The sequence below is a fragment of the Streptomyces sp. NPDC029014 genome, assembly GCF_055564695.1.
Genome location: NZ_JBVHVT010000061.1, coordinates 1 through 14,185 on the forward strand (window position 1 = coordinate 1; position 14,185 = coordinate 14,185).

Sequence of the window (14,185 nt, forward strand, 5' to 3'; positions counted from 1 at the left end):
CGGCGTCGAGGCCGTGAAGACCACCCGGCAGTTCTACGTCGACCGCGGCCTGAGCGTGACCAAGAGCTTCGGCGGCAAGTACACCGAGTTCGCCGCCGGCGCCTCCAGCCCCGTCAAGCTCGCCCTGTACAAGCGGCGCGCCCTGGCCAAGGACCTCGGCGTCCCCGCCGACGGCACCGGCTCGCACCGCCTCGCCCTCGGCAGCACCACCGACACCTTCACCGACCCGGACGGATTCGTCTGGGAGGCCGCCGCGTAAGTCACCTCGCGAAGGCGGAGAAGGAGGCGGTGAGGTTCCGGTTCGTCCTGCCACGGCGGTGACAGCGGCAGACGGTCCGGCAGGACGACGGCGGTGCGCTTCCCAACCAGGACATGTTCTGGCCTCGTTGCGCCGTATGGTCGTGCTCACTGCGCGGGAAGGCCGCGGGGAGTCACGGAAGGGAAGTCCGATGGAACACACCGCGCCCCAGGGGTACACCTCCGTGGCACCGTGGGTGGTCACCGACGACACGGGGGCGCTGCTCGACTTCGTCGCCGCTGCCTTCGACGGTGAGGAACTGGCCCGGGTGGCCGTGGAGGACGGCACCGTCGGGCACGCGGAGATCCGCATCGGCGACACGGTCGTCCTGGCCTTCGACCGTCGCCCCGACTGGCCCGTGATGCCCTCGCTGCTGCGCGTCTACGTCCCTGACGCGGACGCAGCAGTGGCGGCCGCCGTGGCGCACGGGGCGCAGGTGATCACCGAGGTCTGCGACAACGCATGGGGGGACCGCGGTGGCCGGGTCCGCGACCCGTTCGGAAACATCTGGTGGGTGATGAGCCACGTCGAGGACGTCGACCCGGACACGGCGTGGCAGCGCATGTCCGAACCGAAGTACGTCGATTCGATGCGCGTGGCACAGCAGACGCTGGACACCGCGCTCAGCGGGCGCGCGTCCGGGATCTCCAGCGCCCCGCTGCGGCCGGCCGACTGACGCCCCGGATCGCGCGGGTGGCGCTTCCGTGTCACGGCCACCCGCCGCGCGCGGCGCCGACGGAAGGGCGCGCCCTGCTCCCGACCTGCATGTGCCCGGCCGCAGGGGCAGCCTTTCCGGTTCGAGGTAAGCCGTGGTCGAGTTCCGTCCAGCGCACGACGTCGTGGTCGCGTTCGGCCCAGCGGCGGATGGTCACGTCACGGGTGGAGAGACAGGACGGCGGCCGGGACGGTCCCGCGCCCGCCGGCCGCCGTCCCATCGCCCTCCCGCTCCCCGCGGAGTCGGGGGCAGGACCGGTGCCCGAGCTGATGCCGGGGCCGTCATCGGCATCCTCGCCCCAGGGGGCCGCGCGGAGACCTCGTCGAACCCCACAGCCTGGTCAGCTTCGACCGCCACTGGTACTGGTCGCGTGGGACACCGACCGGGACGACTGGCGCACCTTCCGCGTCGACCGGCTCGCCCCGCGCACCCCGCCCGGGCCCGCGGTTCACGCCCCGCGAACGTGCCGACGGTGACGCTGCAGCCTTCGTGGCCCGCCGCCTCTCTGCGCAGGCATCGCCCTTCCCGGCGACCGTCGCCCTGCACGAATCCGCTGCCACGGTCGCCGACCGCGTCTGGCCCGGCATGGGAGTCGCCGAGCCCGTCGACGACCGCAGCTGTCTGCCGCACCTGGACGCCGACACCCCGCGCGACGAAATGATCTTCAGGCCGGCGGATGGCTCTCAGCGTGGGAGCCGCTCACTGGACGGGCCCCTCTTGGGGAAGGCCTCGCGGAGTGCAGAGCCGCGGGTGGTGAAGGCGAGGCGGATGACGGGCAGCATGCAGACGACCTGCATGGCGGCGTACCAGGGTGGACAGACACCCGGGATCAGGTCCACACCGATGATCGCGATCGGCATGATGACGGCGAGGGCACTCAACCGCTCGAAAGCCCGCCGAGAACCCCGGGAAGCGGAGACGGCCACCCGGTGGACCGGCAGGGCGACCAGAGCCAGCAGGACGGCCCTGACCCACATGAACGTGTTCACCATGTGACCGCTGCTCGACACCACGACGACCGCCAACAGGGCGGCGGCACTGAGCGCGCCGTAGACCTTGACGCTGCCCTTCGCCGTGTCGAAGGCCCTGTGCACACGGGGGTCGTTGAGGAGTGCCGCTTCGGTCGGGGTGTGCGTGTCGGGTTCCATGCTCACCGACGCTACGAAGCGCCTGGCCGACGCGGTATCGGCCTGGGCACACAAGGGGGGTGGGGGTAGCCCCACTCTTCGGCCGACCGGGCCAGGGGCGGGCTCCGCGCAGTGCACAGTGGAAGCACCGAACGAACGGTGAGGAACGGGGGAGTCATGAGACAGCTGGGTTCATGGGTGGCGCGCGCCGGCGTGGGATTCGTGCGGGCCTGCGTCGTGGCGGCCGTCAGCCTGCTGGTCCCGGCCGTGTGGGCCGCCGCCGTGGCGCTGGGGATCTGGTGGGGCGCCGGAAACCCGTGGTCGTGGGTGGCGCCGTTCGTGCTGGTGTGCGTGGGCACGCTCGCGTTGTCCCGCCCGGTATGCCGGACGGTCCGCTTCCTCGTCGCAGGGTGGACGGCCACCGCCATCCCCGCCGGATACCGGCAAGCCGGGCCGGTGACGCGGATGTCCACCGGGTACTGGTGGAACGGCTTCAGCTACGAGCGCAGCCGTTGCGACGCCCTCCTGGATCAGAAGTGGCGCGTCCGGTGGGGCGACCCCGCCACCTGGCGCGACCTGCGGTTCACGGGGATCGTGCCGCTCACCGCGGGCGTGGTCGCCGCCCTCCCGCCGACCGCAGCGGCCGCGGCGGTCCTCTGGCTCGGTCGGCCGGGGCCAGGACCAGGGCCGGCCGAGCGCCTCGTCGGGGCGCTGGGCCTGATCGTGGCCGTCGCCTCAGCCCCGTACGCCTGGCGGCCCATCGAGCCGGTGGCCGTCCGCTTCCTGCGCCCGTCACACACGATGGCGCTGCTGGACCGGGTGGACGAACTCACCTCGCAGCGCGCGGACGCGACGGTCGCGCAGGCCGCCGAGATCCGTCGGATCGAGCGGGATCTGCACGACGGCGCACAGGCCCGTCTGGTGGCGCTCGGCCTCTCCCTGGCGACCGCCGAAAAACTGATGGAGACCGACCCCGAGCGGGCCAGGGCAGTCATGCGGGACGCGCGGGCCGGCGCCACCGCCTCGCTGTCCGAACTCCGCGAGCTGATCCGGGGCATCAGCCCGCCGGTGTTGAACGAGCGGGGCCTCCTCGACGCCGTCCGCGCCCTCGCCCTGGACGTCCCCCTCGACGTGGCCGTCCGCGCCGACACCCCGCTGCGCCTGGATGCGCCCGTCGAGTCCGCCGTCTACTTCGGCGTCGCCGAACTGCTGACCAACGCGGCCAAGCATGCGCAGGCGTCCCGTGCGCACGTCTGCCTCGCCTGGGACGGCACGGGCATCGTCGCCGAGGTCGAGGACGACGGCCGGGGCGGCGCCGACGTGCGGGCCGGTGGAGGACTCGCGGGCCTGCACCGCCGCCTCGCAGCCTTCGACGGCACGGTGGAGATCACCAGCCCGCCGGGCGGTCCGACCCGTGTCAGGATGGCGGTGCCATGCGAATCGTCGTAGCCGAAGACCTCTACCTGCTGCGTGATGGGATGGTCCGCCTGATCGAGGCGTACGGGCACGAGGTGGTGGCGACGGCCGCCACCGGCCCCGAGACGCTCGAAGCGCTGCGGACGTGGCGACCGGACGTGTCCGTCATCGACGTCCGCATGCCGCCGAACCAGTCCGACGAAGGCCTGCGGGCGGCACTCGTCGCCCGCAGCGAGATACCCGGACTGCCGGTGCTCATCCTCTCCCAGCACGTCGAGCAGCTGTACGCGCGCGAGCTCCTGGCGGACGGCTCCGGCGGCGTCGGCTATCTCCTCAAGGAGAGCGTGTTCGACGCCGACCAGTTCATCGACGCCCTGGAGCGCGTCGCGGGCGGCGGGACCGCCATGGACCCGGCCGTGATCGCGAAACTGCTGTCCAACGGTTCCCCGAACCGGGGCCTCGGGCGACTGACCGGACGCGAGTGTTCCGTGCTGGAGCTCATGGCGGAAGGCCTGTCCAACCAGGCCATCGGCCGACGCCTCTTCCTCAGCGAGAGCGCCGTCGGCAAGTACACCACCTCCATGTTCGGCAAGCTCGGCATCACCGACGACGGAGACACCAACCGCCGCGTCCGCGCCGTTCTCGCCTACCTGAACAGGCAGTAGGCGCGCAGCACGACACCGATGTCGATGTGCCCGGATCGGCCCGCCGAGCCGGTGGTGTCGGCGGCCTGTCGGTGGCCTGTCGGGGCTGTCGATGCGATGTCGGTGAGGGCTGACACCTTTCGAGAGGTCCGGCCGGGGACCCATCCGGCTCGGAGTCCGAGGAGGGGATCTCTCGTGCATGACGTAGTGATCGTGGGAGCCGGTCCGGTCGGTCTGGCCCTCGCCTGCGAGCTCGGCCTCGCAGGGTGTTCCGTACTGGTACTCGAACGGGAGCCGGGGCTCGGCTCCCCGCTGCGGGCGGCCCCGCTCGGGAGGCGAGGGCTGTCCGCCGCGTCGGTCGAGGCGTTCTACCGACGCGGCATGCTGGAACCGCTGCTGACGGCGTCGGGCGTTCAAGAGGTGTTCGGTGCGGCCCCCGAAGCGGGCGCGCCGTCACGTCCTCGGTTCTTCGGCCACTTCGCCGGCATGATGCTCGACGAGGCCCGGGTCGACGTCGACGCCCTGCCGTTCCGACTGCCCGGCCCGGCACTCGAAGCCGTGATGACGGACCTCGAAGCGGTCGAGACGGTGCTGTCCGAGCAGGCGTCCGAGCTCGGCGTGGACATCAGGCGCGGCGTCACGGTCTCGGCCGTCTCCCAGAGCGGGGAGAGCGTGCTCGCACAAGCCGGCGCGGACACGTACGAAGCGCGCTGGCTCGTCGGCTGCGACGGCGGACGCAGTACGGTGCGCAGGCTCACCGGCTTCGAATTCGTCGGTACCGAGCCGCAGTTCACCGGCTACACCATGCAAGCGACCCTCGCCGATCCCGAGGAGCTGCGCCCCGGGTTCCACCTGACGCCGACGGGCATGTACATCCGGATGCCCACCGGCGGGCACATCGCCATGATGGACTTCGACGGCGGTGCGTTCGACCGCTCGAAGCCGCCGACTCGCGACCATCTCCAGGCGGTGCTGCGCCGCGTGTCCGGCACCGACGTGACCCTCCGCACGGTCCACATCGCCTCCAGCTTCACCGACCGGGCGATGCAGACGACGGCCTACCGGCACGGACGCGTCCTCCTCGCGGGCGACGCCGCCCACGTCCACTCGCCCCTCGGCGGCCAGGGGCTGAACACCGGCATCGGCGACGCCGTGAACCTGGGGTGGAAGCTCGCGGCGACCGTGCACGGCCACGCACCGGACGGGCTTCTCGACACCTATGCCGACGAGCGCCATCCGATCGGTGCGGCGGTGCTCGACTGGTCGCGCGCCCAGGTGGCGACCATGAGGCCGGACCCGTACGCCCAGGCGATCCAGGCAGTGGTTCGCGATCTCATCGGGACCCGTGACGGAGCGACCTACGTGTTCGAGAAGCTGTCGGGATCGTGGATCCGCTACGACCTCGGCAGCGAGCATCCGCTGGTCGGCCGCAGTGCCCCTGACTTCCGACTCGAGGACGGCATTCGCCTCGGCGACCTCATGGCGGACGGACGGGGTGTCGTGCTCGATTTCAGCATCGGCCGGCGCCTGCAGGCTTCGGCGACGGGCTGGGAGGGCCGGATACGGTACGCGGCCGGGACGGCGAGGAACGACCTCGGGTCAGGTGCCGTGCTGGTGCGGCCCGACGGCGTGGTCGCCTGGGCAGGTGATCGGCACCCCGATCGGGAGGCGTTCCAGCAGGCCGCGAGCCGTTGGTTCGGTGCTCCGGCCGCGGCCGGACCCACCGGCCCTGCCCACCCCGAACACGCACCCCTGCGCACAGGTTCCGGTCGGCCGTGAGCCCGCCCGTCAGCGCCTCGGCGTACCGGCAGCTGAGCCGGAACGACGCACATCCCGGCGGGTGACGGTGGCCGTTTGCCTCAGCCCTTGCGGGTGAGGATCCCGGTTTGCTTTCCCGCCTGGTAGCGAACCCGGTCGGCGTCCAGTGGGGGCTTGTTCCGGGGTGCAGGCGGGTGGTCGCACGGACGAACGGCCATCGGCTGGTCTACGGCGTGGATGGCAGCTCGATGTCGACGTTCCCGCTCGGAACCCGACAGGTTCGCGCCAGGCCCGCCGGTGGGCCGAAAGAGGAGGCGGAGGCCCGGCAGGGGTCGCCCGCTTCATCCTCGCGGCCCCGCTGGGGTGCCCACCGGCCAGCGCGTGTGCAGGCTGGTGCCCCGGACCGGAGTCGCCGGCCGGGCACGGCGCGGAGAGGAAGCCATGGGAGGGACGGGTGAGGCGAGCCCGGGCGGGGGTGGGGCCGGGCGGCTGCTGGCACGCTTGGCCGTGTTCGCCGCGACGGGTTCGTTGGTCGTCCTGGTGATCGCTCTGGGAGAGGGCGGGCTGGTCATCGTCGCGGCCGGGTTCCTCGGTCTGGTCCTCTGCTCCGTCGGGGTGTGGTGGTTCATGGCGCGCCGTGGCGCCGCGCGACTCCTCGGGGGGCTCCTCGCGATCGTGGCACCTCTCGCCGTCCTGGTGCTCTTCGCGCACGACGGTCTATGGCTCACGGCGCTGGTCCTGTGCCTGTGCTGGGGTACGGCGCTGGCCTGTGCCCGGGCTGCGCTGCGCAGGTCGCGTCCGGAGCGGTCGCGGCCGGCGGCGACCGCCGCCACCAGGCCGAAGCAGCCGGTCCTGATCATGAATCCCACGTCGGGGGGCGGGAAAGTCGGCCGCTTCGGGTTGGCGGAGCGCGCCGAGGAACTCGGCGCGCGGGTCGTTCTGCTCGATCCGTCCGCGCCGGCCGATGTGGCCGCACTGGCCCGGGCCGCCGTGGCCGGGGGCGCGGACCTCCTCGGCGTTGCTGGTGGTGACGGGACCCAGGCCCTGGTCGCGGCCGTCGCCGCCGAGCACGGCCTGCCGTTCCTCGTGGTCTCCGCCGGCACCCGCAACCACTTCGCCATGGACCTGGGCCTCGACCGCTCCGACCCGTCGCGCTGTCTCGACGCCCTGACCGACGGCGAGGAGCTCCGGGTCGATCTTGGTGACGTTTCGGGCCGGCCCTTCGTCAACACCGTGTCCTTCGGCGTGTATGCCGATGTCGTACAGCGACCCGGGTATCGCGACGACAAGGCGGGCACCGCACTGGCCCTCATGCCGGACCTGTTGCTCGGCGAAGGGGCGCCACGGCTCGACGCGCAGGTCGACGGCACGGCGCTCTCGGCCCAGCAGGCTCTGCTGGTGAGCAACAACCCGTACGCCCTGCCCGACGGGCTCAGTGGCGGCGGCCGTCGGCCCCGGCTCGACGACGGCCTGTTGGGAGTGCTCGGCATCCGGGTGGAGGATGCGGCGCAGGCGGCCGATCTGGCTGTGCGGGGCCCGCAGTCCACGGGGTTGACCGTCATGACCGCACGGCGCGTCGAAGTGACCGCCGACACCGACGAGATCCCCGTGGCGGTCGACGGCGAAGCACTGCGGATACCCACCCCGGTCGTGTGCACGCTGCACCCGGGCACGCTGCGGGTCCTGGTGCCGCGCGACCGTCCGGGCGTCGTCGTACCCGGTCCGCCCGTGGACTGGCGGCGGATCATCGACCTCGCGTGGGGCCGCCGCACCCGACGGACCACTCCTGTGTGAACCGGTCGCCGTCCTCGCCCCCGATCGAGGGTGAGCGCATGCATCGCCGTCGGCGCGGGGCCTCCCGGAGAGTAGGCGAAGAACTCCTGCAACGAGCAGCAGCGCGTCGTGGTGGGCTGCTGGGGCCTGTTCGCTCGGTCCGCTCCCATCGGCGTCCGGTCGACACTCGGTTGGGGGAGGGGGAGGATGGACGGAGGCGCCTTTTGGATCAGCGCGGCGCCCCAGCGGCGCCACAGCCGTGCATCCGTTGTCGCGGCTGTGGGCGGAGAAGACCACTCCCGGAGCGTTGGTGCGGCGTCTTGCCCTGGTGTTTCCGCGGCGCCTTCCACTCATCGTGTAGGGAGGACACCATCATGGCCCGGCGTATTCGGCGCAATGCCGTCATCTCGCTCGTCGTCTCATCGGTGGCTCTGGGGGCCACGGTCGTCCTGACTCCTGCCGCCACCGCGACACCTGCACCGGAGACGTGCACGGTCATGACCAAGGGGAACGGGACGCGGGTGCTGTCCGCCACTGATGGTGAACTGCCTCGTGCCAGGATCAGGCCGCGTACGGGCGACGGTCCGCTCGAGGCCACCAAGGAGGGGCAGGGCATTGTCATGCGTGTACCGCTCGAAGGCGGCGGTCGGCTCGTGGTCGTACTGACTCCGGAGGAGGCTGGTGTCCTCGCCGACGAACTCCAGAACGCGTCGTCGGCTGACGTGGTCCGTCGGTGAGACCGCGCAGGAGGCGCTGCGCGGATCCCCGGGTGGGCTTCGAACTGCACGTCGCACCGGGCCCGATGCCATCCGGATGGAGGTCTCCGACGCCACTCCCGGTTGCCGTCCTCGACCTTCGTCGACCAAGGGCTGTTCCGCGTACGGGAGTTCGCGATCCGCTGAGGCGTACGGGATCGAGTCGGCCCAGGCGGGACCGTCTGGGCCGACCGTCCCCTCCGGCCGGGAGGCTAGAGCTTCGCGATGTCCTTGTGCATCACGGCGGTGCTGTCGGAGTGGTAGGCGGCCAGGCGCACCTTGAGCGGGTGGCCCGCCGGGGCCTTGATGATGACCTCGCGCGTCTCACCCATGCCGATGCCGTAACACGAGGGCTCGGGCGTGAGGGAGGTCCAGCCGTCCCCGCCTGCCTTCGGGTCGTTCCACTGCACCCAGGCGCAGTCACGCTCGCCGGAGGTGATCAGCACGTAGGTGACCTTGACGGAGTTCACCGCGCCGTCGATGCGCTCGTAGTGCACCGTGGCGGTGTTGTGGTGGAGGTTGGCACCGGCCTCCAGGTTGACCGTGCTGAGGGTGGTCTCGGCGGCGGCCTGGGTCACCCCTCCCGCGAGCGTCGCGACCGTCAGGGCAAGGGCGGCGGGCAGGGCAGTGGATATGCGCATGTTGCTTCTCCACAAGGGTAGTGGGGACGATCGTGCGCACTCTATACGCGGGTCGGCCGATCCCACCCTGGCCACTCGTTGCGCCCCGCGGGGCCTTGGCCCCCGACGTGGTGTGGCGCCTTCGCGGCAGGCATCACACCACCTCGGGTGCGCTCTCCTGGGCGGGTTCCTCGGTTGCCGGGTGGTCCGGACCGCCGGCCGGGGCGGCGGCGCGCAGCGCCGCTTCGACCCGGCGGTTGCTGGTCATGGTTGCCGTGACGGCCGTCATCGCCAGGAGGAGGCCGGCGGCGGCGTAGAGCGGGGTGCGGATGTCGCAGGTGGTGGCCAGCCAGCCGCCGAGGAAGGCCCCGAGGGGGGCGGCGCACATGGCCAGCATGCGGGAGGTGGAGGCGACCCGGCCCATGAGGTGGGCTGGGACGATCGCCTGCCGGAGGGAGGGCGCGAGTACCATCGTGGCGCCCATGCCGGCCCCGCAGACGGCGAGCGCCAGCCCGGCCACGTACGGGTTCGGGGCAGCGGCAAGGCCCAGGATGGCAAGCCCTTCGACGGCGGCCGTGCAGGTTAGCGCGGTGCCGGTGCCGAGCCGTCGGCGGAGCTGGGAGGCGATGCCCGCGCCGAGCAGACCGCCGGTGGCCTCGGCCGTGAGGAGCAGGCCGAAGCCGTAGGCGTCGATGCCGAGGCGGTCGTGCGCGAAGAGCGCGAGGACGGTCTCCACGGCGAGGAAGGCGACGTTCCCGACCGCCGGGCGGAGCGCGAGCCCGAGCAGCAACCGGTCCCCGAAGACGTACGAGGCCCCGGCCCGCGCCTGCCGAAGCAACGACTCGCGGACCTCCGGCGCTGGCCGGGGCATGGCGGGAAGCGACCGTACGAGCAGTGCGGAGAGCAGGAACGACACCGCGTCGGCCAGCAGCGGAACCGCCCGCCCGAGCGCGAGCAGCGCACTGCCCGCAGGCGGCCCCGCGAAGCCGGACATGGCGGTCTGGGCTCCGCGCAGGCGAGAGTTGGCCCGCTCCAGGAGCGCCGGGTCGCGGCCGAGCAGATCCGGCAGATAGGCAGTGGCGGCCGTGTCGAAGAACAGTCCGCCGAGGCCGAGCAGGAAGGCGACGGCCGCGAGCAGCGGAATGCTCAAGCCGTCGAGCACGGCCGCTGCCGCCGGTATCGCGAGCAGCACCGCACGGGCCGCGTCCATGACCCACATGGTTCGCCGGCGGTCCCACCGGTCCACCAGCGCTCCGCCGAGCACGCCGAACAGCAGCCACGGCAGCGTCCCGGCGGCCGTGACGACGGCGAGTGCCATCGGATCCCGCGTCAACGTCAACGCGAGCAGCGGCAGCGCGGCATGCGACACCCCGTCACCGAACGAGGACACCGTCTGCGCAGTCCACAGCCGTCCGAACCCGGTCGGCAACTTCCGTACCTCTGAGGTCACTTGGCGCCCCCGTCGGCCTGCTCGCGCGATGCCGGGTGGAACAGTGCGAAGACGAGTGACGTGTCCGGCAGCGACGGATCGGACAGCTCCCGGTACTCGTCCGCCAGCGCCTCCAGCCGTGCTCCCAGCTGCGCGAACTGTTCGTCGGTGAGCCGCAGATGCGCCATCCGTACGTGCCGCTCACCCACCGGCGACGCCTCAAGGTCCGCCACCGCATGCCGCATCAGCACATCCGGCCCTCCCTCGCCCGGGTCCGGCAGCACGATCGCCCGCGCGGCCATCGCGTAGTACCGCTCGGTGACACCCCGCACCTTCCGCGTCCGTACCACCTTCACCAGGCCGGCCCGCTCCAGCAGCCGCACGTGATAGCTGGAACTCCCCTTCGCGAGGCCCACCCGCTCGGCGATCTGCGTGATCGTCGCCGGCTCGAAGCGGAGCACGGCCATGATCCGGTGGCGCGTGAGATTGGAGACGGCGCGCAGCTGCTCGTCCGTGGTGACGTGAAACGTCTCGGGAAGATCATCGGTAGGCATGCGAGCAATGGTCAACGAATCTTGACCATTGCGCAAGGGGATTCGCCCGGCCCTCCAGAACCTGAGCCTCCTACGCCCTGTGCGCGAGGAGCCGGACTTGCTGGAGCTGCCGCCGGCCAGTGAGTGCGGGCGCGGTCGCGAACCGGGCCGACCCTGCCGGCCCGTGACCATGCGGGAACTCGAAGACGACATGAAGAGGGTGTGGAAGGGGTGCGGGGCGACCCGGTGGAGCCCGCTGTTCTCGCAGTGGGGCGGCGAACGATGTCCGGGCAGTCGCTGTCCCAGGGGTGAGGTAGCGTTTTCGATCATGAGTATGCCGCCGCCTCATCAGCCCCCCGGCCCCTACGGGCCGTCGCAATCCCCGAATCCGTACGGCGGCCCGCACTACGCCCCGCAGTCACTCCAGCCGCAGTACCCGCCGCAGTCGTACGCCGGGCATCCCGGCTGGGGGCAGCCGCCGGTCGGCCCGCCGCAGCGCAAGTCCCAGCCCTGGAAGGTGATCGGGATCATCGCGGCCGCGATAGCGGCGCTCAGCATCGTCAAGGTGACGACCGACGCCACGTCCAGGGTGAGCGGAGCCGGATTCCCCAAGGCCGAGTACCGGCTCATCGTGCCGAAGACCCTGATGGGCGGCACGTTCGAACTGGCCCAGGACGTTTCGGAATCGAAGGGCAAGGAAGGGCTCAAGCACACCTACAGCTCGAAGATCCGCAACCCCCGGCCGGCCATCGGCCAGTACACCTCCGGCTCCCCGGCCCGTCCGGGCGTCCTCGTCCTGTCCGGTATATACGGTCAGTTCAAAGACCCCGCAGAATCCCGCAGGAAGATGCTCGTCGGCGCCGCGGACGCCAAGGGCGCGAGCCCGGCGGTCCCCGCCCGCGACATCACGCCCACCGGCTCCGGCATCACCCTGAGCTGCCAGGTGCTGACGTACCAGGACAACGGCTCCACCTCGACCCTGCCGATGTGCGCCTGGGCGGACGAGAACACGAGCGCGACGGTCGCCCTCGTCACCCCCGAGGCCGCACAGCAGCTTCCCGGATCGGTCGACCTGGACGAGATCGCCGAGACCACCCTCAAGGTCCGGACGGAGGCCCGGCAGCCGATCGGCTGACCGGACGGCGCACGGCGGTCTCCGCCACTCGTCTCGGGGAGACGAGTGGCGCGCGAGGTGACGGCCCCGAGTCTAGAAAGCCGAGTGGGCGAACCAGTGGGCGAGCAGGGCGCGGTCGCCGAGCAGGTGGAAGGCGTCGCTGCCATGGGTCAGGCGGCCGTAGAGGAGCAGGAGCAGGTCCGCGGCCGTTCCCTTGACCTCGGCGTCCACCGCATGGGATTCGGCGCGGCGAGCCAGGGCGAAGCCGTCGGGGCGCAAGCCGACCAGCCACTCGCCGTCGCCGTCCGTGCAGCTGAAGCGAATGGTCCGGTCCGGGGCTCGCAGCCGGGTGGTCAGCGGGGCGAAGGAGGACGCGAACGGCAGGTTGGTGAGGAATTCGTCGATGCCGTCGACCGCCGACTCGCGGTCGATGTGCGGTGGGATCCCGAGGGCGAGTTCGGCATCGGCGCGGTGGACGAGGGTCTCGAAGAGCATGCGCCGGACCCAGAACCGGGCGTGCTGGTCGACTCCCCAGGCCCACATGGGGGCATCCGGGTCGGTGGCCGCGAATACCTCGGCGGCCTCCGCGGCACCCGCGGCCAGCCAGTCCGGGAGGCCGCTCGGGTCCGCCGGCAGTCGGAGGTCGACCTCACGGCTGGTCGGCGGCTGCTGAATGCGTTGGCGCAGCAGTTCGGTGAACCAGCGGTGGACGCTGCCCATGTGCTGCGTGAGGTCGGCGAGCGTCCACGCGGGGCAGGTCGGTACCGGGGTGGAGAGATCGGCTCCGCTGACCGCGGCGACGAATCCGGCCGTCTCGGCTGCGACAGCCGCTCCGTGCTGGGCGGGGTTCATGTCCGTGGCCTTCCTCATGATGGTGCCGCCCTCGGTGGCGAGGACGCTTAAGGAAGTCGATAATTCACATCCTTAATTAATGCCGAAGGTAGATGGCGCGCGCTGAGGATGTCAAACGCCGGCACGCCTACGCTGCCGCAGCTCATGGGGAGTGAGTCGGCCTCAGAGGTGGCCCGACGCGGCTTCGGCTGCTGCTCCCGGTCCTTGCGCGGATTGCGTCGCCGACGGGCCTCGGCTGCCGTCAGCGCCGAGGCCCATCGCGGTCACCTGTCGACGGCGTCGGTCACGCGGTTCCAGTGGTCCAGGTCTGCGGTGCGGGCCTGTAGGGCGGTGCGCATGCCGGTGGCGCTGGAGGTGCCGAGGGCCAGGCGCAGCGGGGGGTTGGGGCTGTCGACCGCGGTTCGGATGCCTTCGGCGATCCGGGCTGCGGAGGAGAACGCGGATGCGGGTAGTTCTCCGATGCCCTTGTGGACTTCGCGGACGGTCCGGTCGTAGTCGTCGAGGCCGGCGGCGACGTGGAGGTTGGACAGGAAGGGGGTGGCGGTCATTCCGGGCTGGATGATCGTGACCTTGATGCCGAGCGGTGCGACCTCGGCCACCAGTGCGTCCGACAGTCCCTCGACCGCGTACTTGGTCGCGGCCAGCAGTCCCACGCCGGGGTGGGCGGACTGCCCGTAGATCGATGAGCCCTGGAGGACGTGTCCGGATCGCTGGGCGCGGAGTACCGGCAGCGTTGCGCGGAGCACGTTGAGGACTCCGAAGACGTTGGTGTCGAACACGGCGCGGGCTTGCGCGTCGGAGGCTTCCTCCACGGCTCCGAAGAGTCCGTAGCCGGCGTTGTTGGCCACGACGTCGATGCGGCCGAACCGCGAGAGCGTGTGCTCCACCGCTTCTCTGACGGCCTGCTCGTCACACACGTCCGCCCGGTTGAGGAGCAGGCGGTCGCCGTGCGCTTCGGTCAGTTCGGCCAGGGGGGCGGTGTCGCGGGCGATCGCCGAGACGGCGTCGCCGTTCGCCAGCGCCTGGAGGGTCAGTTCGCGGCCGATGCCGGAGGTCGCGCCGGTGATGAGCCATGTACGGGGGCTGGTCTGCTGATTCGATGCTTCGTTCATGTTGCGACCGTAAGCCGTTAGCTCGTAACGAGTCAAGCG

Annotated in this window: 15 protein-coding genes; 9 read left to right on the forward strand and 6 right to left on the reverse strand. The window is 71.5% G+C overall.

Annotation, left to right across the window (positions count from 1 at the left end; genetic code table 11):
• From ACZ4VL_RS28375 to ACZ4VL_RS28385, 3 genes are all read left to right on the forward strand, one after another.
• A partial coding sequence (locus ACZ4VL_RS28375; RefSeq protein WP_468205288.1) for a VOC family protein occupies window positions 1–259 on the forward strand: 259 nt, incomplete at its 5' end.
• A gap of 190 nt (window positions 260–449) precedes the next feature.
• Window positions 450–974 carry a VOC family protein gene (locus ACZ4VL_RS28380; RefSeq protein ID WP_468205290.1) on the forward strand — a complete coding sequence of 175 codons (525 nt, stop codon included), beginning with the start codon at window positions 450–452 and terminating at the stop codon, window positions 972–974.
• Window positions 975–1,282: 308 nt separating this feature from the next.
• Window positions 1,283–1,489 carry a WYL domain-containing protein gene (locus ACZ4VL_RS28385; protein WP_468205391.1) on the forward strand — a complete coding sequence of 69 codons (207 nt, stop codon included), beginning with the start codon at window positions 1,283–1,285 and terminating at the stop codon, window positions 1,487–1,489.
• 207 nt (window positions 1,490–1,696) lie between these two features.
• Here the strand turns inward: ACZ4VL_RS28385 and ACZ4VL_RS28390 are convergent, their stop codons facing one another.
• Window positions 1,697–2,161 carry a hypothetical protein gene (locus tag ACZ4VL_RS28390; RefSeq protein WP_468205292.1) on the reverse strand — a complete coding sequence of 155 codons (465 nt, stop codon included), beginning with the start codon at window positions 2,159–2,161 and terminating at the stop codon, window positions 1,697–1,699.
• Window positions 2,162–2,317: 156 nt separating this feature from the next.
• Here ACZ4VL_RS28390 and ACZ4VL_RS28395 point away from each other — a divergent pair, with 156 nt between their 5' ends.
• From ACZ4VL_RS28395 to ACZ4VL_RS28415, 5 genes are all read left to right on the forward strand, one after another.
• Window positions 2,318–3,589, forward strand: a complete 1,272-nt coding sequence (locus tag ACZ4VL_RS28395) for a sensor histidine kinase (protein ID WP_468205295.1) — start codon at window positions 2,318–2,320, stop codon at window positions 3,587–3,589.
• Entirely contained in the window at window positions 3,574–4,221 is a 648-nt protein-coding gene (locus ACZ4VL_RS28400) for a response regulator transcription factor (protein WP_468205296.1), read from the forward strand. The genes ACZ4VL_RS28395 and ACZ4VL_RS28400 overlap by 16 nt, the downstream gene beginning before the upstream one ends.
• Before the next feature lie 174 nt (window positions 4,222–4,395).
• Window positions 4,396–5,979 (forward strand): FAD-dependent oxidoreductase, encoded by a 1,584-nt coding sequence (locus ACZ4VL_RS28405; RefSeq protein ID WP_468205298.1) that lies wholly within the window; start codon window positions 4,396–4,398, stop codon window positions 5,977–5,979.
• 420 nt (window positions 5,980–6,399) lie between these two features.
• Window positions 6,400–7,752: a diacylglycerol/lipid kinase family protein gene (locus ACZ4VL_RS28410; RefSeq protein ID WP_468205300.1), complete on the forward strand. Its 1,353-nt coding sequence runs from the start codon at window positions 6,400–6,402 to the stop codon at window positions 7,750–7,752.
• Window positions 7,753–8,276: 524 nt separating this feature from the next.
• Window positions 8,277–8,468: a DUF3117 domain-containing protein gene (locus ACZ4VL_RS28415; protein WP_468205394.1), complete on the forward strand. Its 192-nt coding sequence runs from the start codon at window positions 8,277–8,279 to the stop codon at window positions 8,466–8,468.
• A gap of 230 nt (window positions 8,469–8,698) precedes the next feature.
• Here the strand turns inward: ACZ4VL_RS28415 and ACZ4VL_RS28420 are convergent, their stop codons facing one another.
• The 3 genes from ACZ4VL_RS28420 to ACZ4VL_RS28430 form a co-directional block, all read right to left on the reverse strand.
• Window positions 8,699–9,127: a hypothetical protein gene (locus ACZ4VL_RS28420; RefSeq protein ID WP_468205302.1), complete on the reverse strand. Its 429-nt coding sequence runs from the start codon at window positions 9,125–9,127 to the stop codon at window positions 8,699–8,701.
• Between the two features lie 133 nt (window positions 9,128–9,260).
• The gene (locus tag ACZ4VL_RS28425) at window positions 9,261–10,535 is read right to left on the reverse strand and encodes an MFS transporter (RefSeq protein WP_468205305.1); all 1,275 of its coding nucleotides are present in this window, start codon (window positions 10,533–10,535) and stop codon (window positions 9,261–9,263) included.
• A gap of 17 nt (window positions 10,536–10,552) precedes the next feature.
• Entirely contained in the window at window positions 10,553–11,089 is a 537-nt protein-coding gene (locus tag ACZ4VL_RS28430; protein ID WP_468205308.1) for an ArsR/SmtB family transcription factor, read from the reverse strand.
• Window positions 11,090–11,396: 307 nt separating this feature from the next.
• On the opposite strand from ACZ4VL_RS28430, the gene ACZ4VL_RS28435 reads away from it, so the two are divergent.
• Complete coding sequence (locus tag ACZ4VL_RS28435; RefSeq protein WP_468205310.1) at window positions 11,397–12,203, forward strand: hypothetical protein; 807 nt, start codon at window positions 11,397–11,399, stop codon at window positions 12,201–12,203.
• 72 nt (window positions 12,204–12,275) lie between these two features.
• On the opposite strand, the gene ACZ4VL_RS28440 is transcribed toward ACZ4VL_RS28435, so the two are convergent.
• Both ACZ4VL_RS28440 and ACZ4VL_RS28445 read right to left on the reverse strand, forming a co-directional pair.
• Entirely contained in the window at window positions 12,276–13,052 is a 777-nt protein-coding gene (locus ACZ4VL_RS28440; protein ID WP_468205313.1) for a maleylpyruvate isomerase family mycothiol-dependent enzyme, read from the reverse strand.
• 245 nt (window positions 13,053–13,297) lie between these two features.
• Window positions 13,298–14,146: an SDR family NAD(P)-dependent oxidoreductase gene (locus ACZ4VL_RS28445; protein WP_468205316.1), complete on the reverse strand. Its 849-nt coding sequence runs from the start codon at window positions 14,144–14,146 to the stop codon at window positions 13,298–13,300.
• Window positions 14,147–14,185 lie beyond the last annotated feature (39 nt).

Excerpts from the sequence above, each read along its gene's own strand:
- ACZ4VL_RS28380 (WP_468205290.1), top strand. The coding sequence starts at position 450 with ATGGAACACACCGCGCCCCAGGGGTACACCTCCGTGGCACCGTGGGTG.
- ACZ4VL_RS28385 (WP_468205391.1), top strand. The coding sequence starts at position 1,283 with ATGCCGGGGCCGTCATCGGCATCCTCGCCCCAGGGGGCCGCGCGGAGA.
- ACZ4VL_RS28390 (WP_468205292.1), bottom strand. The coding sequence starts at position 2,161 with ATGGAACCCGACACGCACACCCCGACCGAAGCGGCACTCCTCAACGAC.
- ACZ4VL_RS28395 (WP_468205295.1), top strand. The coding sequence starts at position 2,318 with ATGAGACAGCTGGGTTCATGGGTGGCGCGCGCCGGCGTGGGATTCGTG.
- ACZ4VL_RS28400 (WP_468205296.1), top strand. The coding sequence starts at position 3,574 with ATGCGAATCGTCGTAGCCGAAGACCTCTACCTGCTGCGTGATGGGATG.
- ACZ4VL_RS28410 (WP_468205300.1), top strand. The coding sequence starts at position 6,400 with ATGGGAGGGACGGGTGAGGCGAGCCCGGGCGGGGGTGGGGCCGGGCGG.
- ACZ4VL_RS28420 (WP_468205302.1), bottom strand. The coding sequence starts at position 9,127 with ATGCGCATATCCACTGCCCTGCCCGCCGCCCTTGCCCTGACGGTCGCG.
- ACZ4VL_RS28430 (WP_468205308.1), bottom strand. The coding sequence starts at position 11,089 with ATGCCTACCGATGATCTTCCCGAGACGTTTCACGTCACCACGGACGAG.
- ACZ4VL_RS28435 (WP_468205310.1), top strand. The coding sequence starts at position 11,397 with ATGAGTATGCCGCCGCCTCATCAGCCCCCCGGCCCCTACGGGCCGTCG.
- ACZ4VL_RS28440 (WP_468205313.1), bottom strand. The coding sequence starts at position 13,052 with ATGAGGAAGGCCACGGACATGAACCCCGCCCAGCACGGAGCGGCTGTC.
- ACZ4VL_RS28445 (WP_468205316.1), bottom strand. The coding sequence starts at position 14,146 with ATGAACGAAGCATCGAATCAGCAGACCAGCCCCCGTACATGGCTCATC.